The organism is Streptomyces sp. sk2.1 (genome assembly GCF_008120935.1).
Taxonomy (GTDB): Bacteria; Actinomycetota; Actinomycetes; order Streptomycetales; family Streptomycetaceae; genus Streptomyces.
In genome coordinates, this window is the sequence record NZ_RDBO01000077.1 from 132,296 (window position 1) to 153,137 (window position 20,842).

Annotated in this window: 29 protein-coding genes; 25 read left to right on the forward strand and 4 right to left on the reverse strand. The window is 69.9% G+C overall.

The window, feature by feature from the left end:
* Nucleotides 1–107: 107 nt before the first annotated feature.
* Nucleotides 108–2,120 (reverse strand): PIG-L family deacetylase, encoded by a 2,013-nt coding sequence (locus EAO76_RS27900; RefSeq protein WP_148840345.1) that lies wholly within the window; start codon nucleotides 2,118–2,120, stop codon nucleotides 108–110.
* Between the two features lie 418 nt (nucleotides 2,121–2,538).
* Between EAO76_RS27900 and EAO76_RS27905 the strand changes: the two genes are divergently transcribed.
* Both EAO76_RS27905 and EAO76_RS27910 read left to right on the forward strand, forming a co-directional pair.
* Nucleotides 2,539–3,420 carry a helix-turn-helix transcriptional regulator gene (locus EAO76_RS27905; protein WP_148838699.1) on the forward strand — a complete coding sequence of 294 codons (882 nt, stop codon included), beginning with the start codon at nucleotides 2,539–2,541 and terminating at the stop codon, nucleotides 3,418–3,420.
* Entirely contained in the window at nucleotides 3,417–3,626 is a 210-nt protein-coding gene (locus EAO76_RS27910) for a DUF397 domain-containing protein (protein WP_148838700.1), read from the forward strand. Before EAO76_RS27905 ends, EAO76_RS27910 begins: the two co-directional genes overlap by 4 nt.
* A 99-nt stretch (nucleotides 3,627–3,725) precedes the next feature.
* Here the strand turns inward: EAO76_RS27910 and EAO76_RS27915 are convergent, their stop codons facing one another.
* From EAO76_RS27915 to EAO76_RS27925, 3 genes are all read right to left on the reverse strand, one after another.
* On the reverse strand, nucleotides 3,726–4,184 hold the full coding sequence (locus EAO76_RS27915) for a GNAT family N-acetyltransferase (RefSeq protein ID WP_148838701.1): 459 nt from the start codon (nucleotides 4,182–4,184) through the stop codon (nucleotides 3,726–3,728).
* Between the two features lie 95 nt (nucleotides 4,185–4,279).
* Nucleotides 4,280–6,559, reverse strand: a complete 2,280-nt coding sequence (locus EAO76_RS27920) for a poly(A) polymerase (RefSeq protein WP_148838702.1) — start codon at nucleotides 6,557–6,559, stop codon at nucleotides 4,280–4,282.
* A gap of 20 nt (nucleotides 6,560–6,579) precedes the next feature.
* On the reverse strand, nucleotides 6,580–8,250 hold the full coding sequence (locus EAO76_RS27925; protein WP_148838703.1) for an RNA ligase family protein: 1,671 nt from the start codon (nucleotides 8,248–8,250) through the stop codon (nucleotides 6,580–6,582).
* A 572-nt stretch (nucleotides 8,251–8,822) separates the two neighbouring features.
* Between EAO76_RS27925 and rpsJ the strand changes: the two genes are divergently transcribed.
* From rpsJ to EAO76_RS28045, 23 genes are all read left to right on the forward strand, one after another.
* On the forward strand, nucleotides 8,823–9,131 hold the full coding sequence (gene rpsJ / locus EAO76_RS27930; protein ID WP_003948644.1) for a 30S ribosomal protein S10: 309 nt from the start codon (nucleotides 8,823–8,825) through the stop codon (nucleotides 9,129–9,131).
* 13 nt (nucleotides 9,132–9,144) lie between these two features.
* Nucleotides 9,145–9,789 (forward strand): 50S ribosomal protein L3, encoded by a 645-nt coding sequence (gene rplC, locus EAO76_RS27935; RefSeq protein WP_148838704.1) that lies wholly within the window; start codon nucleotides 9,145–9,147, stop codon nucleotides 9,787–9,789.
* A 7-nt stretch (nucleotides 9,790–9,796) separates the two neighbouring features.
* Nucleotides 9,797–10,447: a 50S ribosomal protein L4 gene (gene rplD / locus EAO76_RS27940; RefSeq protein WP_148838705.1), complete on the forward strand. Its 651-nt coding sequence runs from the start codon at nucleotides 9,797–9,799 to the stop codon at nucleotides 10,445–10,447.
* The gene (rplW, locus tag EAO76_RS27945; RefSeq protein WP_148838706.1) at nucleotides 10,447–10,770 is read left to right on the forward strand and encodes a 50S ribosomal protein L23; all 324 of its coding nucleotides are present in this window, start codon (nucleotides 10,447–10,449) and stop codon (nucleotides 10,768–10,770) included. Before rplD ends, rplW begins: the two co-directional genes overlap by 1 nt.
* 39 nt (nucleotides 10,771–10,809) lie before the next feature.
* Entirely contained in the window at nucleotides 10,810–11,646 is an 837-nt protein-coding gene (gene rplB / locus EAO76_RS27950; RefSeq protein WP_072485540.1) for a 50S ribosomal protein L2, read from the forward strand.
* A gap of 12 nt (nucleotides 11,647–11,658) precedes the next feature.
* Entirely contained in the window at nucleotides 11,659–11,940 is a 282-nt protein-coding gene (gene rpsS, locus EAO76_RS27955) for a 30S ribosomal protein S19 (protein WP_003966956.1), read from the forward strand.
* 43 nt (nucleotides 11,941–11,983) lie between these two features.
* On the forward strand, nucleotides 11,984–12,331 hold the full coding sequence (gene rplV, locus EAO76_RS27960) for a 50S ribosomal protein L22 (protein WP_004571827.1): 348 nt from the start codon (nucleotides 11,984–11,986) through the stop codon (nucleotides 12,329–12,331).
* Nucleotides 12,331–13,170: a 30S ribosomal protein S3 gene (gene rpsC, locus EAO76_RS27965; RefSeq protein WP_148838707.1), complete on the forward strand. Its 840-nt coding sequence runs from the start codon at nucleotides 12,331–12,333 to the stop codon at nucleotides 13,168–13,170. Before rplV ends, rpsC begins: the two co-directional genes overlap by 1 nt.
* A 5-nt stretch (nucleotides 13,171–13,175) precedes the next feature.
* Complete coding sequence (rplP, locus tag EAO76_RS27970; RefSeq protein ID WP_072485538.1) at nucleotides 13,176–13,595, forward strand: 50S ribosomal protein L16; 420 nt, start codon at nucleotides 13,176–13,178, stop codon at nucleotides 13,593–13,595.
* On the forward strand, nucleotides 13,595–13,819 hold the full coding sequence (rpmC, locus tag EAO76_RS27975) for a 50S ribosomal protein L29 (protein ID WP_014047786.1): 225 nt from the start codon (nucleotides 13,595–13,597) through the stop codon (nucleotides 13,817–13,819). The genes rplP and rpmC overlap by 1 nt, the downstream gene beginning before the upstream one ends.
* The gene (gene rpsQ, locus EAO76_RS27980; protein WP_030977953.1) at nucleotides 13,819–14,103 is read left to right on the forward strand and encodes a 30S ribosomal protein S17; all 285 of its coding nucleotides are present in this window, start codon (nucleotides 13,819–13,821) and stop codon (nucleotides 14,101–14,103) included. Before rpmC ends, rpsQ begins: the two co-directional genes overlap by 1 nt.
* 109 nt (nucleotides 14,104–14,212) lie before the next feature.
* Nucleotides 14,213–14,581 carry a 50S ribosomal protein L14 gene (rplN, locus tag EAO76_RS27985; RefSeq protein ID WP_003966950.1) on the forward strand — a complete coding sequence of 123 codons (369 nt, stop codon included), beginning with the start codon at nucleotides 14,213–14,215 and terminating at the stop codon, nucleotides 14,579–14,581.
* 2 nt (nucleotides 14,582–14,583) lie between these two features.
* On the forward strand, nucleotides 14,584–14,907 hold the full coding sequence (gene rplX, locus EAO76_RS27990; RefSeq protein WP_073786786.1) for a 50S ribosomal protein L24: 324 nt from the start codon (nucleotides 14,584–14,586) through the stop codon (nucleotides 14,905–14,907).
* Complete coding sequence (gene rplE / locus EAO76_RS27995; RefSeq protein WP_006126888.1) at nucleotides 14,907–15,464, forward strand: 50S ribosomal protein L5; 558 nt, start codon at nucleotides 14,907–14,909, stop codon at nucleotides 15,462–15,464. The genes rplX and rplE overlap by 1 nt, the downstream gene beginning before the upstream one ends.
* Nucleotides 15,465–15,466: 2 nt before the next feature.
* On the forward strand, nucleotides 15,467–15,652 hold the full coding sequence (locus EAO76_RS28000) for a type Z 30S ribosomal protein S14 (protein ID WP_003948630.1): 186 nt from the start codon (nucleotides 15,467–15,469) through the stop codon (nucleotides 15,650–15,652).
* A 224-nt stretch (nucleotides 15,653–15,876) separates the two neighbouring features.
* Complete coding sequence (gene rpsH / locus EAO76_RS28010) at nucleotides 15,877–16,275, forward strand: 30S ribosomal protein S8 (protein ID WP_148838708.1); 399 nt, start codon at nucleotides 15,877–15,879, stop codon at nucleotides 16,273–16,275.
* 21 nt (nucleotides 16,276–16,296) lie between these two features.
* Complete coding sequence (gene rplF / locus EAO76_RS28015; RefSeq protein WP_148838709.1) at nucleotides 16,297–16,836, forward strand: 50S ribosomal protein L6; 540 nt, start codon at nucleotides 16,297–16,299, stop codon at nucleotides 16,834–16,836.
* Nucleotides 16,837–16,838: 2 nt separating this feature from the next.
* Nucleotides 16,839–17,222: a 50S ribosomal protein L18 gene (rplR, locus tag EAO76_RS28020; RefSeq protein ID WP_072485534.1), complete on the forward strand. Its 384-nt coding sequence runs from the start codon at nucleotides 16,839–16,841 to the stop codon at nucleotides 17,220–17,222.
* A gap of 46 nt (nucleotides 17,223–17,268) precedes the next feature.
* A complete protein-coding gene (gene rpsE, locus EAO76_RS28025; RefSeq protein ID WP_072485533.1) occupies nucleotides 17,269–17,874 on the forward strand; it encodes a 30S ribosomal protein S5 in 606 nt (201 codons plus the stop codon).
* Nucleotides 17,874–18,056 (forward strand): 50S ribosomal protein L30, encoded by a 183-nt coding sequence (rpmD, locus tag EAO76_RS28030; protein ID WP_005313525.1) that lies wholly within the window; start codon nucleotides 17,874–17,876, stop codon nucleotides 18,054–18,056. Before rpsE ends, rpmD begins: the two co-directional genes overlap by 1 nt.
* 1 nt (nucleotide 18,057) lies before the next feature.
* On the forward strand, nucleotides 18,058–18,513 hold the full coding sequence (gene rplO, locus EAO76_RS28035) for a 50S ribosomal protein L15 (protein ID WP_018519290.1): 456 nt from the start codon (nucleotides 18,058–18,060) through the stop codon (nucleotides 18,511–18,513).
* A 213-nt stretch (nucleotides 18,514–18,726) separates the two neighbouring features.
* Nucleotides 18,727–20,046, forward strand: a complete 1,320-nt coding sequence (secY, locus tag EAO76_RS28040) for a preprotein translocase subunit SecY (RefSeq protein WP_148838710.1) — start codon at nucleotides 18,727–18,729, stop codon at nucleotides 20,044–20,046.
* Nucleotides 20,046–20,702, forward strand: a complete 657-nt coding sequence (locus EAO76_RS28045; protein ID WP_148838711.1) for an adenylate kinase — start codon at nucleotides 20,046–20,048, stop codon at nucleotides 20,700–20,702. Before secY ends, EAO76_RS28045 begins: the two co-directional genes overlap by 1 nt.
* The last annotated feature ends 140 nt before the right edge of the window (nucleotides 20,703–20,842 follow it).

Genomic DNA, 20,842 nt, shown 5'->3' on the forward strand with positions numbered 1-20,842 from the left:
TGGGGGATGGTGGGCAACAGGGTGCCGGAGCGCGACGAGGCAGAGGTACTAGCGTTTGGGAATAACGCGGCCTTATGGAGCGGCAGTTGGGGCGGAGTCGCCCGACTCTACGGGCGCCACGCCCAGGGTGCGGCGTCCGCCCCGAACCCCACGACGACCGGCCGCCCGTCAGCGCCGACGTGGAGCGCGGTGCCATCCAGGGCGACCGGCCCCCGCGACCGTACGGCGGAGCCCTCGGCGGTCCGCAGCCGGATGCGGCCCTCCGAGGTCCGGCCCAGCAGGACCGGGCCGCCCGGCGCGGCGGCGGCGGTCACCGGACCGTACCCCCCGAAGCGGGGCGCGGGATCGGCGCCGGACCGTACGACGGCGAGCTCCGACCGTGCGGCAGGCCGGTAGTACAGCTCTACGGACCCGTCCGGCGCGGGGAGCGCGCCGGGGGCGTGCGCCGGTGTGGGAGCGTCCGTGAGCTGGGCACGGGCGGTGACGTCGGTGTCCGGGGTGTCCTGGGTCCAGTGGTGCACGGAGTGGTGCCCGGCCGCGTACACATGGACGCACCCCGCCGTGTCCACGACTGCGGTCAGCCCGTCCTGCACCTCGCCGCCGCCCAGATCGCGCCACTCGCTCCAGCGCCCGGACCCCGCGTCGCGCACCCGGGTGCTCAGCCCCTTTTCCGCGTTCCGTACGAAGAGGTGGACGCGGCCGTCCGGGGCCGTCACGGCGACGGGCACGCCGATCCGCCGCCCATGGTCCGCTCCGGCGGAGGGGTTGCCGAGCCCGCGCCAGGCGTGGAAGGGGCCGCCCGGTGCGCCCTGCTCCAGCAGCACGATCTCGCGCTCGTTGTCCGAGCCGTGCCCGCCGAGCGCCGCGAACCGCAGCCCGAACAGCAGGTGCCGCCCGTCCGCCGTCGCCGCCGAGCCCAGCACCGGGGCGAGCGGACCGCCGCCGAGGTCGTCCGCTGCTTCGAAGAGCCCGCTGCCGGGCGCGCTCTCGCGCCACCGGGCCGCGCGCAGTCCCAGCACCCCGTACAGGGTGAGCCGGCCGTCCGCCCCGGCGGCGACCCGCGCTCGGGGGCCCGGATGGCGGTGGTGGGTGGACCGCACCCAGCCCTTGCGGTTGGTCAGCGGCCTGTCGCCGCCCACGTTGTAGTCCCCGCAGCCCGCGGGGTTGCCGCACCGCCAGTCCACCGAGCCGCCGTAGGGCACCAGGTGCGAGGCCTTCTCGGCCAGTACCGCGGGCGGCAGGTTCTTCGGCCAGTGCCGGTTGTAGTAGGCCCGGAACGACGTGGTGGTGAAGGCGGGTATCCCGGCGCCGTCCCGGGTGGAGTGCGCCACCCACCGGATCAGCGCCGCCCAGGTGAACGACGCGGCGGCGGTGTGGTCGGGGTGGTCGGAGTAGCCCGGCTGCTCGCTGTCCCGGCGGCGTACGGCCTCGCTGCTGTGCTGGATGTCCGGGTCCGGGTCCAGGGTGTGCACGACGCTGGGCCGGTACCGGTCCAGGAGCCCGACCAGCACGTCGATCAGCCCGTCGTAGGTGTACGAGCCCGCCTTCGTCAGCGGGGAGTCGTCGGCGACGACGGTGCGCAGGACGAGCCGCCGGTCCTGCCAGAGGCTGGGCAGTCCGAGGCGCCCGTACGAGGTGTGCATGGCGGTGTTGAGGAAGATCAGCTCGACCCTGCGGCCGCCGGAGGAGAGGGTGTTGATCTCGGCGCGGTGACCGTCGTGCAGTTCGAGGACGGACTTCTCCCACGCCGTGAACCGGTCGAGGCCGAGCAGGGTCGCGTACGCCTGGCGGAGCCCCTGGTGGCGGGAGGAGGAGTACGCGGCCTTGTCGGGCGGGGGCGTGGGGCGGCCGGGTATTCGGTTGACGCCGTTGGCCTCGCCGCCGGTCAGGTAGACGCAGACGAGGGGCGCGCCGGCGTCCAGGGCCTGCTGGGTGTCCGGGTTCATGAAGTACAGGTCGTCGTCCGGGTGGGCGAGGAACTGCATCATCAGGGCCGGGTGCGAGGTGCTGATCGGCAGGCCGGGCAGGGGATCCGCGGCCGGGTCGCGGCGACGGGGCGAGGAGGGCGCCGCGCAGGCGGTGAGGGCCGCGAGCCCGGTCGCGCCGACCGCCGCCGTCATCAGGGTGCGCCGCGTCGTTCCCGTGCGGGATGCGCGCGACAAGGGTCGATCCGTCACACCGTGCTCCGTCCGTTCCCCCGCAGCGGGCGGTCGGGCGACCCTGTGCTGCGTGCCGATTCGCGTGCGGACCGCCGGAGGGGGGTGAGCGGTTGCCGCGGGGGGATAGACGGAGATCGACGGGGGAGGGTTGCCTGGTCCGGGCCGTCGGACGGGACACAGGCGGAATATCCGGTTCGGGTGACTTCTCGGGCCATGTCTCCCGGCGCGGCCAGGTCTACGTACCGTGAGGAGCGATGAGCCCTGCGCGTACGGGAGTTGTCCGGGGCTTGTCCGGTGTTGTCCCGGCTGTCCGGGGTGACGTGCGGGGGACACCGGGGGTTGGGCCGGGAACGGTGAGCGCGTCGGAAGCGGGGCACGGATGAGCGTGGACGGGGTCGGTACGGAGCGGAGTGGTGACGGCGGGGCGGACGAGCCGGGCTGGGACGTCGATCCCGATGACGAGTCGGGCGTCGCGGTGGTCGCCGCCGTGGGGCGGCAGATCAAGGCCTGGCGGGAGGCCGCGGGACTGCGGGCCGGCGAGTTCGGCGCGGTGATCGGGTACGGGGAGGACCTGGTCCACAAGGTGGAGGGCGGGCGGCGGATCCCTCGCCCGGAGTTCCTGGACAAGGCGGACGAGGTGCTGGGGGCGGCCGGGAAGATCGCCGCGATGAAGCAGGACGTGGCGGAGGTCCGGTACCCGAAGAAGATCCGGGATCTGGCGAAGCTGGAGGCCAGGGCCGTCGAGCTCGCCGCATACGGCAGTCACAACCTGCACGGTCTGTTGCAGACGGAGGAATACGCCAGAGCCCTGCTCGGTACGAGGCGCCCGGTCCTTTCGCCGGACGATCTGGAGCGAGCCGTGGCCGGACGCGTGGCCCGGCACTCCATCTTCGACCGGGCCCCCGCCCCCGAACTCAGCTTTGTCCAGGAGGAGTCCTCGCTGCGCCGCCCGATCGGGGGCGTGGCGGTGTGGCGACGGCAGCTCGACAACCTGCTGCGGCTGGGGGAGTTGCCCTTCGTGGACATCCAGGTGATGCCGACCTCCCGGTGGGATCACCCAGGAACGGGCGGGCGGATCCAAGTACTGAAATTCGCCGACGGATCGGCTGTCGGCCGGGCCGACGACGAGTTCGCAGGCAGGCCCATTGCCCACCCGAAGCAGCTTCGTATTCTTGACCTACGGTTTGGAATCATCCGGGCTCGGGCTCTCACGCCGGAGGAGTCCCAGGCGTTCATCGAGCAAGTGCGGGGAGAGACATGACCTACAAGCCCTTTGCCGGGGAAGCCTCCGAGCTGCGGTGGTTCAAGAGCAGTTACAGCGACAGCAGCAACCCCAACGACTGCGTCGAGGTCGCGACGGCCCCGGGGGCGGTGCGGGTCCGTGACTCCAAGGACTGCCGGGGGCCCCGGCTCTCCTTCACTGCGGGGGCGTGGGAAGGCTTCGTCTCGTACGTCTGCGGCAGCTGAACGGTTCGTACGTTCCCGGCGGCCGGGCCGTCGGACGGGGTACGGGCGGAGGCCCGGGGCGGCACGCGTGGCGGACGGTCCTCCGGGGACCGGGTCCGGTCAGGCCGGGCGGGTCGGCGGCCGGACCATGAACACGTCGACCGGGTCCCGCCGCTCCTCGGTGAAGCCGTGGCGCTCGTAGAGCGCGCGGGCGGCGCTGCCCCGGAGCACGTCCAGGCGGACGGTCGCGCCCTCCTCGTCGGCCCGCGCGAGCAGCGGACGGAGCACGGCGGTGCCGATGCCGCGCCCCTGGAGGGCGGGGGAGAGGTAGAAGTTCTCCAGCCACAGCCCGTCCTCGACCGGGCGCAGGGTGACCGAGCCCGCGAGGGCGCCGTCCACGACCACGATCGAGGTGTGCTCCGGCGCGTAGCAGTCCCGCAGCCGCTGCCGCACCCGGTGCTCGTCGTAGCGCCCGAGCCGCTCCAGGTCGGGACGCATCACGACGGCCCGCAGCTCGGCCAGTTCCTCGACGTCCCCGGGCCGTGCGGGGCGCAGGGACCAGACCGTGGTGGTGTTCATGAACGGATAATCGCAGGCCGGAGCCGGAGCCGGAGCCGGAGCCGGAGCCGGAGCCGGAGCTCGGGTCGAGGCCGGGGCGGGCGTGGTTCCGCGGTTCATCGCAGGTCCCGTACCCCGTCCCCGTCCACCCGTCGTAGTTCCGCCCCCGGGATGCCGCGCAGCAGCTCGCCGCCGATCTCCGCGAGCCGTGACGCGTCCGGCGGGGTGCGGCCGAGGCCGATGGCGTACTGGACGTGGGAGGCGTCGGCGGCGTAGGGCCGGGGCCAGGCGTGGGCGTCCGGGGAGCCCGCGTCGGCGAGAGCGGCGAGCAGGGCCAGGAGCCGGCCCCGGAAGCGGCCCTCGTCCTCGCCCCGCCGCACCGGGACGACCGCCCAGGCCGCGTGCCGTTCGCGCAGCGGCGGCGGGGCGCAGAGCAGGGAACGCGGCACGGGGCCGAAGTCCGCGGCGGATTCCAGGACCTCCCAGGCGCGGAACAGTTCCTCGGTGACGAGGTCGCGGCCCGCCGCCGAGACCTGCGCGGTGCAGGAACGCACGGGGGCGGTCGGGGTCAGCACGGTGAGGGGGAGCCCGTCGGCGTCGCCGGAGGGCGGTTCGTCGCCGACCGCCCGGTCCCAGTCCCACGCCGCCCAGGTCGCGAAGAAGTGCCGCAGCAGGGCGAGCGGCGGCAGGTCGCCCGCCTCGTGGGCGGTACGGGCCGCGAGCACCGACCAGGCGAGGCCGGGCAGCCCGCCGCACGGGGCGGAGTCCAGGCCGCGCGCCCGGGCCCATGCCTTCACGTCGCGGGCGAGCCGGACGAACGCCTCCCGGTGCGGGTCCGCCGCCGCGAGCACGGCGTCCGCGTCGCTCACCGCGCTGAGCGCGACGGCCGCCGCCGCGCCCAGTCCGGTGCGGCGGGCGACCGCCCCGGCCGGGGGCACGTCGCCCGTCGCGACGGTCACCAGGTCCACCCCGAGCCCGTCCGCCTCGAAGCGCAGACCGGGCACGCGGGCCCCGGTCACCTCGCGCGCCCCGGCGGCCTCCGGCAGCGCGGCGGCCAGGCGCGCCCGCACCCCCGGCAGGTCCCCGTCGCCCGGCAGCGCCGCGACCAGGTCCACGTCGGCGCCGGGCAGCGCGCACCCCGTCCGGCGCGAACCGACCAGGTGGACGCACCCCTCGGGCAGGGCGGCGGCCACCCGGCGCACGATCTCCGCGGCGAGGACGCCCTCCGCGGCGACGGCCGCCTCCGCCTCCGCGGAATCACCGGCCTCATGGGCCCCGGGGGTCCCGGCGGCGCGGGCCAGCCCGACCCGGACCCCGAAGTGGTCCGAGACGTACAGCCCGTCCGGCGCCGCCGTGTCGCCCAGCAGCACCGCCGACGCCGGGCGCAGCCGTTCCGAGCGGAGCAGCACCCGGTCCAGCCGGGACGCGCGCCCGGTCAGCGAGGAGACCGCGGCCAGCGGATTGACCGAGGGGTCGAAGGTCGGCGTCCGGTCACCGGCGCCGTGCACCCGGCTCCAGGCGTCCGCCATCCCCAGCCGCTCCTGCGGGGTGTCCCCGCCGTCGTTGAAGTCGCCGAGCAGCGCCACATCGCCCTCGACCGCAGCCAACCCCGTTGCCAGATCGGTCAGTTCGGCATCGCGCCGTCCGGCGCCGTTCGACGAGTGGTCGCTGCTGAGATGGGTGACCGCGACCGTGAAGGGCCCCTCGGACGTCTCCACGACGACGGCCGCGACCGCCTTGTGCGGGCCGAGCGCGTGCAGCCCCGCCTCCCGCACCGGAAGCCTGCTGAGCAGCAGCAGACCGCAGTCGGCGACGTCCCGGCCCGCCGGATCGGCCCAGAACGTGTAGCCGTCGCGGACCCAGGGCGCCGCCAGCAGCAGGGCGAGCAGGGCGGGTTCGGCCTCCTGGAGGGCGATGACGTCGGCGTCCGCCGCACGCAGAGCGTCGAGCAGGAGCGGCCTGCGGCGGGCGGTGTCGATGCGGTCGCTGTCGTAGCGGTCCCAGAGGGTGTTCCAGGTCAGCAGCGTCGGGGGACCGGAGGCCGGCGGGGGCGCGGGCGCGTCCTCGGGCACCGGCGTCCAGGCGGCCCGCGAGGCGGAGTACGCGTGCGGCGTGCGCGAGGTGAAGTACGGGGACGGCAGCCGTCGCGGGGTGCGCACCCGCCCGGCGTCCGTCGCGTCGATCCGGTCCACCCCCGAGGACCGGTCCCACACCACCTCGCCGTCCGCCTCGAAGAACAGCACCCGGTGCCAGGGGATGTCCCCGCCCGGCGTGAACCGGGGCAGCGGCACCCGCTTGGGCACCGTCCCGCGCTGCGCCACGCCCATCACGAAGCGCGCCGGGTCGAACCGGGCGTCCCAGCGGACCCGGTGGTAGATCTCCTCGCTGGTACGCATCTACGCGTCGCCCTCCGTCGTCACGCCCTGTCCTCCACGGTTCCGCCCGCCCCGATGTACCAGGTGCGGTGCGCCTGGCCGGGGTACGGGGGAACGAACCGGTGCAGCTGGGAGGTCAGCACCTCCGGGGGCACCGGGTGGTCGCGCCGGCCGTTGCGGCGCAGCAGCTCCGCCTCGTCGACCAGGGCCACGGCGTGCGTGAGCAGCGCGTCCCGGCGCCGGGCGACCGCGTGCACCAGGGAACGCTGGTGCGCGTTGAGCGAGGTGGCGTCCCAGACGACCGTGCCGCCCGCGGCGAGCGCGGCGTCCAGCCGGTCGAGTCCCTCGCGCAGCACCTCGCCGTTGGCCTTCTGGTCGGCGCGCGAACCCCGGGCCAGCCGCAGGTCGTCCAGCGAGACGTACGCGCCGACCCCGGGCAGGCCGCGCGCGAAGGTGCTCTTGCCGCTGCCGGACGGGCCGACCAGGTGGACCAGGCGCGGGAAGTCCCCCGACCGCCACCGCCAGGTCGCCGCGACCGCCTCCTCGGCGGTGCCGACCCGGCCCAGCGCGTACGCCTCGCGGGCCTGCGCCAGGCAGCGGTCGGCGGCCTCCGGCGCCAGGTCCGCGAAGGCGTCCCGCAGCCCCTCGGGCTCCCGCAGTTCCTCCGCGTGCAGCGCCGACCACTCCACCTGCTCGCGGGCCCCGTCGTCCTCCGCGACCGCGGCGGCCAGGGTGTGCAGCAGCGGCAGGTCGGCGGCGAACGACATCCGGACCAGGCCCGTGCGGCGCTCCTCGTCCGGGTACGGGCGGTGCAGCGAGGGGTGGAGCCCGACGAGGTCGGCGACGCGCCGGGCGAGCGGCATCCCCACCGTCCGGGCCAGCGCGGGCGCCAGCGCGGCGCGGGGCGAACGGCGCAGCAGCGCGGCCAGCACCCCGGCGAGCCGGTCGTCTCCGGTGCGGCCCGCCGCGTCGAGGGCCGCGGCCGTCGCGCGGGCGGCCTTGGCGTCCCCGGCCCCCGTGCCCGTCGCGGCGGCCAGCGCCGCCGCGTCGACGGGGGCCCCGGACCGTACGGCCCACAGGGCGGCGGCCGGGCCGAGCCCGTTCTCCACCACGGCGGCGTGCATCCAGTGCGTGTCGGTCCGCACGTGGCCGGGGCGCACCCACTTCGCGACCAGGCGGCCGAAGTGCGGGGCGTCGAAGCCGTCGGCGGGGCGCACCACGTACCCCTCCTGCCGCCCGGTGTCCGGCCGCAGCGCCCGCAGGGTCTTCTCGGCGCGGGCGTCGAACACCCCGCGCCACAGCACGGGCGGCACCGGTATCCCCAGGTCGCGCAGGAACGCCACGGTCCGGTCCCAGTCCAGGCACCGCTCCCCGTCCCAGACGGAGAATCCGTAGAAGTAGCTCTCCAGACCGTCGTACGGGAGGGAGTGACGGGCGAACATGTTCTCGCCGCAGATCCGCCGCCCGGCGGGGATGCGGGCCCCGATCCGGCCCTGGAGGGCCTTCACCCAGCCCCGTGAGGGGTGGTGGGCGGAGTCGAGGGAGCGGGCGTGGAGCCCGTCGGGGTAGAGCGTGGTGTTCTCGCCGTCCAGCTTCTCGGTGACGACGACCTCGCGGCCGGTCAGCCCGGAGAGGTCCGCGATCCGCACGTCGTCCGAGGTGGCCCCGGGGGACCAGGGCAGGTGCGCGGTGCGCGGATAGTGCGTACGCATGACGGAAGCCCCCGGTGCCGATGGTGTTGCCCGACCGGTCACTGTAGGGCGGGGGAGTGCGGCGCTCGACCGGATTTCCCGGGAGTCGCGGTGGGCCGGACGGGCGGGGGGAGCGGCGGTCCGTGGCATCCGGCGCGTCCGGTGGAAGCGGAGCCTCCGGGGCGCCGCCGCGCGCCCGCGTTTGACCGGGCGACCACGCGGGGTAAGATCCTCCGCCCGATTGGCCAGGCCCGCGCCCCGTATGGCACACTGACCAGGTTGCTCGGTTGAGTGTCAATGCTGCGCGCCTCCCGCCGGGAGGACCGGAAGCGAGTCCCACAGTACTCGTCGACCCCCTGCGGGTCGGACGTACGGGAATCTTCCGGGAAGCGTCAGCGGGGCACCGGCCAGGCGCCCGGTGGGTGTTCCGCCCCCGGTCCTGCGGTCCTCGGGCCCGCACCCCCTTGGTTGGGAAATCCTTCGGGAGATCTGCGTAGAGGGGATGCGACACGCCCGACCGCGTGGGTCGGAGATGGAGTCGTCAGAGCCCCCGGGTTCCAGAGCGTTAGCGAGAGACAGGACTACTAGTAGCCATGGCGGGACAGAAGATCCGCATCCGGCTCAAGGCCTACGACCACGAGGTCATCGACTCCTCGGCGAAGAAGATCGTCGAGACGGTGACCCGCACTGGTGCGTCGGTCGCGGGCCCGGTGCCGCTGCCCACTGAGAAGAACGTGTACTGCGTCATCAAGTCGCCGCACAAGTACAAGGACTCGCGCGAGCACTTCGAGATGCGCACGCACAAGCGCCTCATCGACATCCTCGACCCCACGCCGAAGACGGTTGACTCGCTGATGCGTCTCGACCTGCCGGCGGGCGTCGACATCGAGATCAAGCTCTGAGGTGACGCGCGAGATGGCTAAGAACATTAAGGGCGTCCTGGGCGAGAAGCTCGGCATGACCCAGGTCTGGGACGAGAACAACCGGGTCGTCCCGGTGACCGTCGTCAAGGCCGGGCCCTGTGTCGTCACCCAGGTCCGCACCAACGACACCGACGGCTACGAGGCAGTCCAGATCGCCTTCGGCGAGATCGACCCCCGCAAGGTGAACAAGCCCCTCAAGGGCCACTTCGCCAAGGCCGACGTGACCCCGCGCCGCCACCTGGTGGAGCTCCGCACCGCCGACGCCAGCGAGTACACGCTCGGCCAGGAAGTCACCGCCGAGGTGTTCGAGTCCGGCGTCAAGGTCGACGTCACGGGCAAGAGCAAGGGCAAGGGCTTCGCCGGTGTCATGAAGCGTCACAACTTCAAGGGCCTCGGCGCCGGTCACGGCACCCAGCGCAAGCACCGCTCTCCCGGTTCCATCGGTGGCTGCGCCACCCCGGGCCGTGTGTTCAAGGGCCTCCGCATGGCGGGCCGCATGGGCAACGAGCGGGTCACCACCCAGAACCTGACCGTTCACGCCGTTGACGCGGAGAAGGGTCTGCTCCTCATCAAGGGCGCAGTCCCCGGTCCGAACGGCGGCCTCGTCCTGGTCCGTACCGCGGCCAAGGGGGCTTGAGGAACCGATGAGCACCATTGACATCCTTTCGCCGGCAGGCGACAAGGCCGGGACCGTCGAGCTCCCCGCGGAGATCTTCGACGCCAAGACCAGCGTTCCGCTGATCCACCAGGTCGTTGTCGCGCAGCTGGCAGCTGCCCGTCAGGGCACGCACAAGACCAAGACCCGCGGCGAAGTCCGTGGTGGCGGCAAGAAGCCGTACCGCCAGAAGGGCACCGGCCGCGCCCGTCAGGGTTCGACCCGCGCTCCGCAGTTCGCCGGCGGTGGCGTCGTCCACGGCCCCGTGCCGCGTGACTACTCGCAGCGGACCCCGAAGAAGATGAAGGCCGCCGCCCTGCGCGGTGCCCTCTCGGACCGGGCCCGTCACTCCCGCATCCACGTCGTCACCGGCGTGGTCGAGGGTGCCGTCTCCACCAAGGCCGCCAAGACGCTGTTCGGCAAGATCTCGGAGCGCAAGAACCTGCTCCTGGTCGTCGACCGCGCCGACGAGGCCGCGTGGCTGTCCGCCCGCAACCTGCCCCAGGTGCACATCCTGGAGCCGGGCCAGCTGAACACGTACGACGTGATCGTCTCTGACGACGTGGTCTTCACCCAGGCCGCCTTCGAGTCCTTCGTGTCTGGCCCCCAGACCGCTGAGACCGAAGGGAGCGACGCCTGATGAGCGAGGCGACCGTTACCAGCAAGACCTTCACGGACCCGCGCGACGTTCTCGTCAAGCCGGTTGTTTCCGAGAAGAGCTACGCGCTGCTCGACGAGAACAAGTACACGTTCATCGTCGCGCCCGGCTCCAACAAGACCCAGATCAAGCAGGCCGTGGAAGCGGTCTTCTCGGTCAAGGTCACCGGGGTCAACACGATCAACCGGCAGGGCAAGCGCAAGCGCACCCGCACCGGTTTCGGCAAGCGCGCCGACACGAAGCGCGCCATCGTGACCCTCGCCGAGGGCGACCGTATCGACATCTTCGGCGGCCCGACCTCCTGACGGAGGTCGAGTCGTCCGGAATCGGACGAGGACTGAGAAATGGGTATCCGCAAGTACAAGCCGACGACCCCGGGCCGTCGTGGCTCCAGCGTCGCCGACTTTGTCGAGATCACGCGGTCCACGCCGGAGAAGTCGCTGGTCCGCCCCCTGCACAGCAAGGGCGGCCGTAACAACGCCGGTCGTGTGACCGTTCGCCACCAGGGCGGTGGCCACAAGCGCGCCTACCGAGTGATCGACTTCCGTCGTCACGACAAGGACGGCGTGCCGGCCAAGGTCGCGCACATCGAGTACGACCCCAACCGCACCGCGCGCATCGCGCTCCTGCACTACGCGGACGGCGAGAAGCGCTACATCATCGCCCCCCGTGGCCTGTCGCAGGGCGACCGTGTCGAGAACGGCCCGGCCGCCGACATCAAGCCCGGCAACAACCTGGCGCTGCGCAACATCCCGGTCGGTACGACCATCCACGCCATCGAGCTGCGGCCCGGCGGCGGCGCGAAGTTCGCCCGTTCCGCGGGTGCCTCCGTGCAGCTGCTGGCGAAGGAGGGCACCATGGCCCACCTCCGCATGCCGTCCGGTGAGATCCGCCTGGTCGACGCCCGCTGCCGCGCCACGATCGGCGAGGTCGGCAACGCCGAGCAGTCGAACATCAACTGGGGCAAGGCCGGCCGCATGCGCTGGAAGGGCGTCCGCCCGACCGTCCGCGGTGTCGCGATGAACCCGGTTGACCACCCGCACGGTGGTGGTGAGGGCAAGACCTCCGGTGGTCGCCACCCGGTCTCGCCGTGGGGTCAGAAGGAGGGTCGTACTCGTTCGCCGAAGAAGGCATCGAACAAGTACATCGTCCGCCGCCGCAAGACGAACAAGAAGCGCTAGGAGCGGGTTTAGATGCCGCGCAGTCTCAAGAAGGGGCCCTTCGTCGACGGCCACCTCATCAAGAAGGTGGACGTACAGAACGAGGCAGGCACCAAGAACGTCATCAAGACCTGGTCCCGTCGCTCGATGATCGTCCCGGCCATGCTGGGTCACACCATCGCGGTGCACAACGGCAAGATCCACGTCCCGGTGTTCGTCACCGAGTCGATGGTCGGCCACAAGCTCGGCGAGTTCTCGCCGACTCGCACCTTCCGCGGCCACGTCAAGGACGACCGGAAGTCGAAGCGCCGCTAATCGCGGAGTGGAACGACTAATGACTTACACCGAAGGGACAACCATGGAAGCCAGGGCCCAGGCGCGGTACATCCGCGTCACGCCCATGAAGGCCCGCCGCGTGGTGGACCTCATCCGTGGCATGGATGCCACGGAGGCTCAGGCGGTCCTGCGTTTCGCCCCGCAGGCCGCGAGCGTGCCGGTTGGCAAGGTGCTGGACAGCGCCATCGCCAACGCCGCACACAACTACGACCACACCGACGCCTCTTCGCTGGTCATCAGCGAGGCGTACGTGGACGAGGGCCCGACCCTGAAGCGGTTCCGTCCGCGTGCCCAGGGCCGTGCCTACCGGATCCGTAAGCGGACCAGCCACATCACCGTGGTCGTCAGCAGCAAGGAAGGAACCCGGTAATGGGCCAGAAGGTAAACCCGCACGGGTTCCGGCTCGGCATTACCACGGACTTCAAGTCCCGTTGGTACGCCGACAAGCTGTACAAGGACTACGTCAAGGAAGACGTCGCCATTCGTCGCATGATGACGAAGGGCATGGAGCGGGCCGGCATCTCCAAGGTGGAGATCGAGCGCACCCGCGACCGCGTCCGCGTTGACATCCACACCGCTCGTCCGGGCATCGTCATCGGCCGCCGCGGCGCCGAGGCCGACCGCATCCGCGGCGAGCTGGAGAAGCTGACCGGCAAGCAGGTCCAGCTGAACATCCTCGAGGTCAAGAACCCCGAGGTGGACGCCCAGCTGGTGGCCCAGGCCGTCGCCGAGCAGCTCTCCTCCCGCGTCTCCTTCCGTCGGGCCATGCGCAAGAGCATGCAGTCCTCGATGAAGGCCGGCGCCAAGGGCATCAAGATCCAGTGCGGTGGCCGCCTCGGCGGCGCCGAGATGTCCCGCTCGGAGTTCTACCGCGAGGGCCGTGTGCCCCTGCACACCCTCCGCGCGAACGTCGACTACGGCTTCTTCGAGGCCAAGACGACCTTCGGCCGCATCGGCGTGAAGGTCTGGATCTACAAGGGCGACGTCAAGAACATCGCCGAGGTCCGCGCCGAGAACGCCGCTGCCCGCGCCGGCAACCGCCCGGCCCGTGGCGGCGCCGACCGTCCGGCCGGTCGTGGCCGCGGTGGCGAGCGTGGCGGTCGCGGCCGCAAGCCGCAGCAGCAGTCGGCTCCGGCTGCCGAGGCCCCCAAGGCCGAGGCTCCCGCCGCTGCCGCTCCGGCCGCCGAGAGCACCGGAACGGAGGCCTGACCGAAATGCTGATCCCCCGTAGGGTCAAGCACCGCAAGCAGCACCACCCGAAGCGCAGCGGTATGTCCAAGGGTGGCACGCAGGTTGCGTTCGGCGAGTACGGCATCCAGGCGCTGACCCCGGCGTACGTGACGAACCGCCAGATCGAGGCCGCTCGTATCGCGATGACCCGCCACATCAAGCGTGGCGGCAAGGTCTGGATCAACATCTACCCGGACCGTCCCCTGACGAAGAAGCCCGCCGAGACCCGCATGGGTTCCGGTAAGGGTTCTCCCGAGTGGTGGATCGCGAACGTCAAGCCCGGTCGGGTGATGTTCGAGCTGTCCTACCCGAACGAGAAGATTGCTCGTGAGGCGCTCACCCGCGCTGCTCACAAGCTTCCGATGAAGTGCCGCATCGTTCGGCGCGAGGCAGGTGAGGCGTGATGTCGGCCGGAACCAAGGCGTCCGAGCTGCGCGAGCTGGGCAACGAGGAGCTGCTCAACAAGCTCCGCGAGGCCAAGGAAGAGCTGTTCAACCTCCGCTTCCAGGCGGCGACCGGGCAGCTCGAGAACCACGGTCGGCTCAAGTCCGTCCGTAAGGACATCGCCCGGATCTACACCCTGATGCGCGAGCGCGAGCTGGGCATCGAGACGGTGGAGAGCGTCTGATGAGCGAGAAGACTGTGACTGAGACGAACACCGACCGCGGTTTCCGCAAGACCCGTGAGGGTCTGGTCGTCAGCGACAAGATGGACAAGACCGTCGTCGTCGCTGTCGAGGACCGTGTCAAGCACGCGCTGTACGGCAAGGTCATCCGCCGTACGAACAAGCTCAAGGCGCACGACGAGCAGAACGCCGCCGGCGTCGGCGACCGCGTCCTCCTGATGGAGACCCGGCCGCTGTCCGCCACGAAGCGGTGGCGCGTCGTCGAGATCCTCGAGAAGGCCAAGTAATTCCTGAGGGGCATTCCCCTCAGGCAAGTTCCGCCAGGCTCGGCGGGGAGCCGCGCAGGTCACCCTGTGCGGCCCCCGTCGGGAACCGGCAGACGATCAGGAGATAGACGTGATCCAGCAGGAGTCGCGACTTCGCGTCGCCGACAACACGGGTGCGAAGGAAATCCTCACCATCCGTGTTCTCGGTGGTTCGGGTCGCCGCTACGCGGGCATCGGTGACGTCATCGTCGCCACCGTCAAGGACGCGATCCCCGGTGGCAACGTGAAGAAGGGTGACGTCGTCAAGGCCGTCATCGTTCGCACCGTCAAGGAGCGTCGTCGTCAGGATGGCTCGTACATCCGCTTCGACGAGAACGCCGCCGTCATTCTGAAGAACGACGGCGACCCCCGCGGCACCCGCATCTTCGGCCCCGTGGGCCGGGAACTGCGCGAGAAGAAGTTCATGAAGATCATCTCGCTCGCGCCGGAGGTGCTGTAAGCATGAAGATCAAGAAGGGCGACCTGGTTCAGGTCATCACCGGTAAGGACAAGGGCAAGCAGGGCAAGGTCATCGTGGCCTACCCGGCTCAGGACCGTGTCCTCGTCGAGGGTGTCAACCGGGTCAAGAAGCACACCAAGGCCGGTCAGACGGCTCGCGGTTCGCAGACCGGCGGCATCGTCACCACCGAGGCCCCGATTCACGTCAGCAACGTACAGCTGGTTGTGGAGAAGGACGGCAAGAAGGTCGTCACCCGCGTCGGCTACCGCTTCGACGACGAGGGCAACAAGATCCGCGTTGCCAAGCGGACCGGTGAGGACATCTGATGACTGCCACCACTGCGCCGCGTCTCAAGACGCGCTACCGCGAGGAAATCGCCGGCAAGCTGCGTGAGGAGTTCTCCTACGAGAACGTCATGCAGGTCCCCGGCCTGGTCAAGATCGTGGTCAACATGGGTGTGGGCGACGCCGCCCGCGACTCCAAGCTGATCGACGGCGCCGTGCGCGACCTCACCACGATCACCGGCCAGAAGCCGGCCGTCACCAAGGCCCGCAAGTCCATCGCGCAGTTCAAGCTGCGCGAGGGCCAGCCGATCGGCTGCCACGTCACCCTCCGCGGTGACCGGATGTGGGAGTTCCTGGACCGTACGCTGTCGCTCGCGCTGCCGCGTATCCGTGACTTCCGCGGTCTGTCGCCGAAGCAGTTCGACGGCCGTGGCAACTACACCTTCGGTCTCACGGAGCAGGTCATGTTCCACGAGATCGACCAGGACAAGATCGACCGGGTCCGGGGCATGGACATCACCGTGGTCACCACGGCGACCAACGACGACGAGGGTCGTGCCCTCCTTCGTCACCTCGGCTTCCCGTTCAAGGAGAACTGACCGTGGCGAAGAAGGCTCTGATCGCTAAGGCCGCCCGTAAGCCGAAGTTCGGCGTCCGCGGGTACACCCGCTGCCAGCGCTGCGGCCGGCCCCACTCCGTCTACCGCAAGTTCGGCCTGTGCCGCGTGTGCCTCCGTGAGATGGCTCACCGTGGCGAGCTGCCGGGCGTGACCAAGAGCTCCTGGTAACTCTCCCTCGCCCCCTGGGCGTTGGAAGTACCCGGAAGCTCTCGGTAAGCATCTGGTCGGCAGGAGCCCCGCCTTTCATGCCGTAGGCTTGAAGGGTTGGGCGCCTGCCGTCCAAGACCGACTTACTACGCCGTAGGTCCCCGCACCGCACCCGTCCCGCCACTGAGTGGGGAGAGGGATGGCGCATACAGGAAACCCCGGCGAGAGAGGCCGAAGGCCAATTCATGACCATGACTGATCCCATCGCAGACATGCTCACGCGTCTGCGCAACGCGAACTCGGCGTACCACGACTCCGTCGTGATGCCGCACAGCAAGATCAAGTCGCACATCGCGGAAATCCTCAAGCAGGAGGGTTTCATCACCGGCTGGAAGGTCGAGGACGCCGAGGTCGGCAAGAACCTCGTCCTCGAGCTGAAGTTCGGTCCGAACCGCGAGCGCTCGATCGCCGGCATCAAGCGCATCTCGAAGCCGGGTCTGCGTGTTTACGCAAAGTCCACCAACCTGCCGAAGGTCCTCGGCGGCCTGGGCGTGGCGATCATCTCCACGTCCCACGGTCTCCTGACCGGTCAGCAGGCCAGCAAGAAGGGCGTAGGTGGGGAAGTCCTCGCCTACGTCTGGTAGTCGGGAACGGAGGAATAGCTCATGTCGCGAATCGGCAAGCTCCCCATCCAGGTTCCCGCCGGTGTGGACGTCACCATCGATGGCCGCACGGTCGCGGTGAAGGGTCCCAAGGGCACCCTCACGCACACCGTCGCGTCGCCGATCGAGGTCACCAAGGGTGAGGACGGCGTTCTCAACGTCACCCGCCCGAACGACGAGCGTCAGAACAAGGCCCTCCACGGCCTGTCCCGCACGCTGGTGGCGAACATGATCACCGGTGTGACCAAGGGATACACCAAGGCGCTCGAGATCAGCGGTGTCGGTTACCGCGTCCAGGCGAAGGGCTCCAACCTGGAGTTCGCCCTGGGCTACAGCCACCCGATCGTCGTCGAGGCGCCGGAAGGCATCACCTTCAAGGTCGAGTCCCCGACCAAGCTGTCCGTCGAGGGAATCGACAAGCAGAAGGTCGGCGAAGTCGCGGCCAACATCCGCAAGCTGCGGAAGCCCGACCCGTACAAGGCGAAGGGCGTCAAGTACGCCGGCGAGGTCATCCGCCGCAAGGTCGGAAAGGCTGGTAAGTAGCCATGGCATACGGCGTGAAGATCGCCAAGGGCGACGCCTACAAGCGTGCCGCCCTCAAGCGTCGCCACATCCGTGTCCGCAAGCACATCTCCGGTTCGCCGGAGCGCCCGCGCTTGGTCGTGACGCGGTCCAACCGCCACATGGTCGCCCAGGTCATCGACGACATCGCGGGCCACACGCTCGCGTCGGCGTCGACCCTGGACGCCTCCATCCGTGGTGGCGAGGGCGACAAGAGCACCCAGGCCAAGCAGGTCGGCGCCCTGGTCGCTGAGCGCGCCAAGGCCGCAGGCGTCGAGGCCGTCGTGTTTGACCGCGGTGGTAACCAGTACGCCGGGCGGATTGCCGCTCTGGCTGACGCCGCCCGTGAAGCCGGTCTGAAGTTCTGAGCCCGGTTCCTACGCACAGCGGACGTAACAGAGAGAGGTAAATCCAATGGCTGGACCCCAGCGCCGCGGAAGCGGTGCCGGTGGCGGCGAGCGGCGGGACCGGAAGGGCCGTGACGGCGGCGCAGCTGCCGCCGAGAAGACCGCGTACGTCGAGCGCGTCGTCGCGATCAACCGCGTCGCCAAGGTTGTGAAGGGTGGTCGTCGCTTCAGCTTCACCGCGCTGGTCGTGGTGGGCGACGGTGACGGCACCGTCGGTGTCGGCTACGGCAAGGCCAAGGAAGTTCCCGCGGCCATCGCCAAGGGCGTGGAAGAGGCCAAGAAGAACTTCTTCAAGGTCCCGCGCATCCAGGGCACCATCCCCCACCCGATCCAGGGTGAGAAGGCTGCGGGCGTCGTCCTGCTGAAGCCTGCTTCCCCCGGTACCGGTGTTATCGCCGGTGGCCCGGTGCGCGCCGTCCTGGAGTGCGCCGGCGTCCACGACATCCTGTCGAAGTCGCTCGGCTCCGACAACGCGATCAACATCGTGCACGCGACCGTGGAGGCCCTCAAGGGCCTGCAGCGTCCCGAGGAGATCGCGGCCCGCCGCGGTCTGCCGCTCGAGGACGTCGCCCCCGCGGCTCTGCTCCGTGCGCGTGCGGGAGCGGGTGCGTAATGGCTCGCCTCAAGATCACGCAGACGAAGTCGTACATCGGCAGCAAGCAGAACCACCGCGACACCCTTCGTTCGCTCGGGCTGAAGCGCCTGAACGACGTGGTCGTCAAGGAGGACCGTCCCGAGTTCCGCGGCATGGTGCACACCGTCCGCCACCTCGTGACGGTTGAGGAGGTCGACTGACATGGCGGAGAACAAGCCGCTGAAGGCCCATGACCTCCGGCCTGCCCCGGGCGCCAAGACCGCCAAGACCCGTGTGGGTCGTGGTGAGGCGTCCAAGGGTAAGACCGCCGGTCGTGGCACCAAGGGCACCAAGGCCCGTTACCAGGTTCCGGAGCGCTTCGAGGGTGGGCAGATGCCCCTCCACATGCGTCTCCCGAAGCTCAAGGGCTTCAAGAACCCGTTCCGCACCGAGTACCAGGTCGTGAACCTGGACAAGCTCGCGACCCTCTACCCCGAGGGTGGCGAGGTCACCGTGGCCGACCTGGTCGCCAAGGGTGCCGTGCGCAACAACCACCTCGTCAAGGTCCTCGGACAGGGCGAGATCTCCGTGGCGCTGCAGGTTTCGGTTGACGCCGTCTCCGGCTCCGCCAAGGAGAAGATCACCGCCGCCGGCGGTACCGTCACCGAGCTCGTCTGAGACAACTCGATGGCCTGAACATCCGACCGGGGATGCCTCTCAAAAGGGGCATCCCCGGTTGGTCGTTCCTAGGGGGGCATGGTCGCCGGTAAGGTGGCGTGCGTTGTTGTGTGGTACCCCCTGGGCACTCCCCAGGACCTTTGACCGTTTACGTATTCGTCGATCCTCAAGACCGTCACCTCTTCGCATTGCGCGGGGGTCGCAGGAGGCACCGTGCTCACCGCGTTCGCCCGGGCGTTCAAGACGCCCGACCTGCGCAAGAAGCTGCTCTTCACGCTCGGCATCATCGTGATCTACCGCCTCGGGGCGCATATCCCGGTACCGGGAGTGAGCTACGAGAATGTCCAGATTTGTGTTGATCAGGCCAGTAAGGGCAACAACAGCCTCTTCGGCCTGGTGAACATGTTCAGCGGTGGTGCACTGCTGCAGATCACGATCTTCGCGCTCGGCATCATGCCGTACATCACGGCCAGCATCATCCTTCAGCTGCTGACCGTCGTCATCCCCCGACTCGAGGCGCTCAAGAAGGAGGGGCAGTCCGGCCAGGCCAAGATCACGCAGTACACGCGTTACCTGACCGTCGCGCTCGCCATCCTCCAGGGCACCGGCCTGGTGGCCACCGCCACCAGCGGCGCGCTCTTCAGCGGCTGCCCGGTCGCCGACCAGATCGTCCCCAACCAGTCGATCTTCACCACCATCGTGATGGTCATCACGATGACCGCGGGCACCGCGGCCGTCATGTGGCTCGGTGAGCTCATCACCGACCGCGGCATCGGCAACGGCATGTCGATCCTGATGTTCATCTCGATCGCCGCCAGCTTCCCGGGCGCCCTGTGGGCCATCAAGACCAGCGGCAAGCTGGCCGACGGCTGGATCGAGTTCGGCACCGTCATCCTGATCGGCTTCGTGATGGTGGGCCTCGTCGTCTTCGTCGAGCAGGCCCAGCGCCGCATCCCGGTGCAGTACGCGAAGCGCATGATCGGCCGTCGTTCCTACGGCGGTACCTCGACGTACATCCCGCTGAAGGTGAACCAGGCGGGTGTGATTCCCGTCATCTTCGCTTCTTCGCTGCTCTACATCCCCGCCCTGATCGTCCAGTTCTCCAACTCCACCGCGGGCTGGGCGACATGGATTCAGGACCACTTCGTCAAGGGCGACCACCCGTACTACATCACGGCCTACTTCCTCCTGATCGTCTTCTTCGCCTTCTTCTATGTGGCGATTTCGTTCAACCCCGAGGAAGTCGCCGACAACATGAAGAAGTATGGTGGCTTCATCCCGGGTATCCGGGCCGGTCGACCTACTGCCGAGTATCTGAGCTACGTGCTCAACAGGATCACTTGGCCGGGCTCGCTGTACCTGGGTCTGATCGCTCTTGTGCCGACGATGGCGTTGGCGGGCTTCAACGGTGCCAACCAGAACTTCCCGTTCGGCGGGACGAGCATCCTGATCATCGTGGGTGTGGGGCTGGAGACCGTGAAGCAGATCGAGAGTCAGCTCCAGCAGCGCAATTACGAAGGGTTCCTCCGCTGATGCGAATCGTCCTCGTCGGGCCGCCCGGTGCCGGCAAGGGAACGCAGGCTGCGTACCTTGCCAAGAACCTGTCGATTCCGCAGATCTCCACGGGCGATCTCTTCCGCGCCAACATCAGCCAGGGCACCGACCTTGGCAAGCAGGCCCGCGCCTACATGGACGCAGGCCAGTTGGTGCCGGACGAGGTCACCATCGGGATGGCCAAGGACCGCATGTCCCAGCCGGACGCCGAGGGCGGTTTCCTGCTGGACGGCTTCCCGCGCAACGTGGGCCAGGCCGAGGCGCTCGACGCCATGCTCAAGGACGAGGGCACCAAGCTCGACGCGGTCCTGGACCTGGAGGTCCCCGAGGACGAGGTGGTCAAGCGCATCGCCGGCCGCCGGATCTGCCGGAACGACGGTTCGCACGTCTTCCACGTGACGTACAACCCGCCGAAGACCGAGGGCGTCTGCGACGCCTGCGGCGGCGAGCTGTACCAGCGGGACGACGACACCGAGGAGACGGTCCGCACCCGGCTGGAGGTCTACCACACCCAGACCGAGCCGATCATCGACTACTACCGGTCCCAGGGCCTGGTGGTCACCATCTCCGCGCTCGGCAAGGTCACCGACGTGACCGAGCGGGCGATGGAGGCACTCAAGTCCGACCAGGGCTGAGCGCAACACCCGCAGTACTCGTGCAGTCGGCCGCGGCGTCCTCGGACGCCGCGGCCGACTGTTTGCGCCGTATCGTTGTCCCGGTACGCCGTATCCCCCGACCACCGTTCGATGCAGTCCGACGCAGAGAGGCGCCGCGC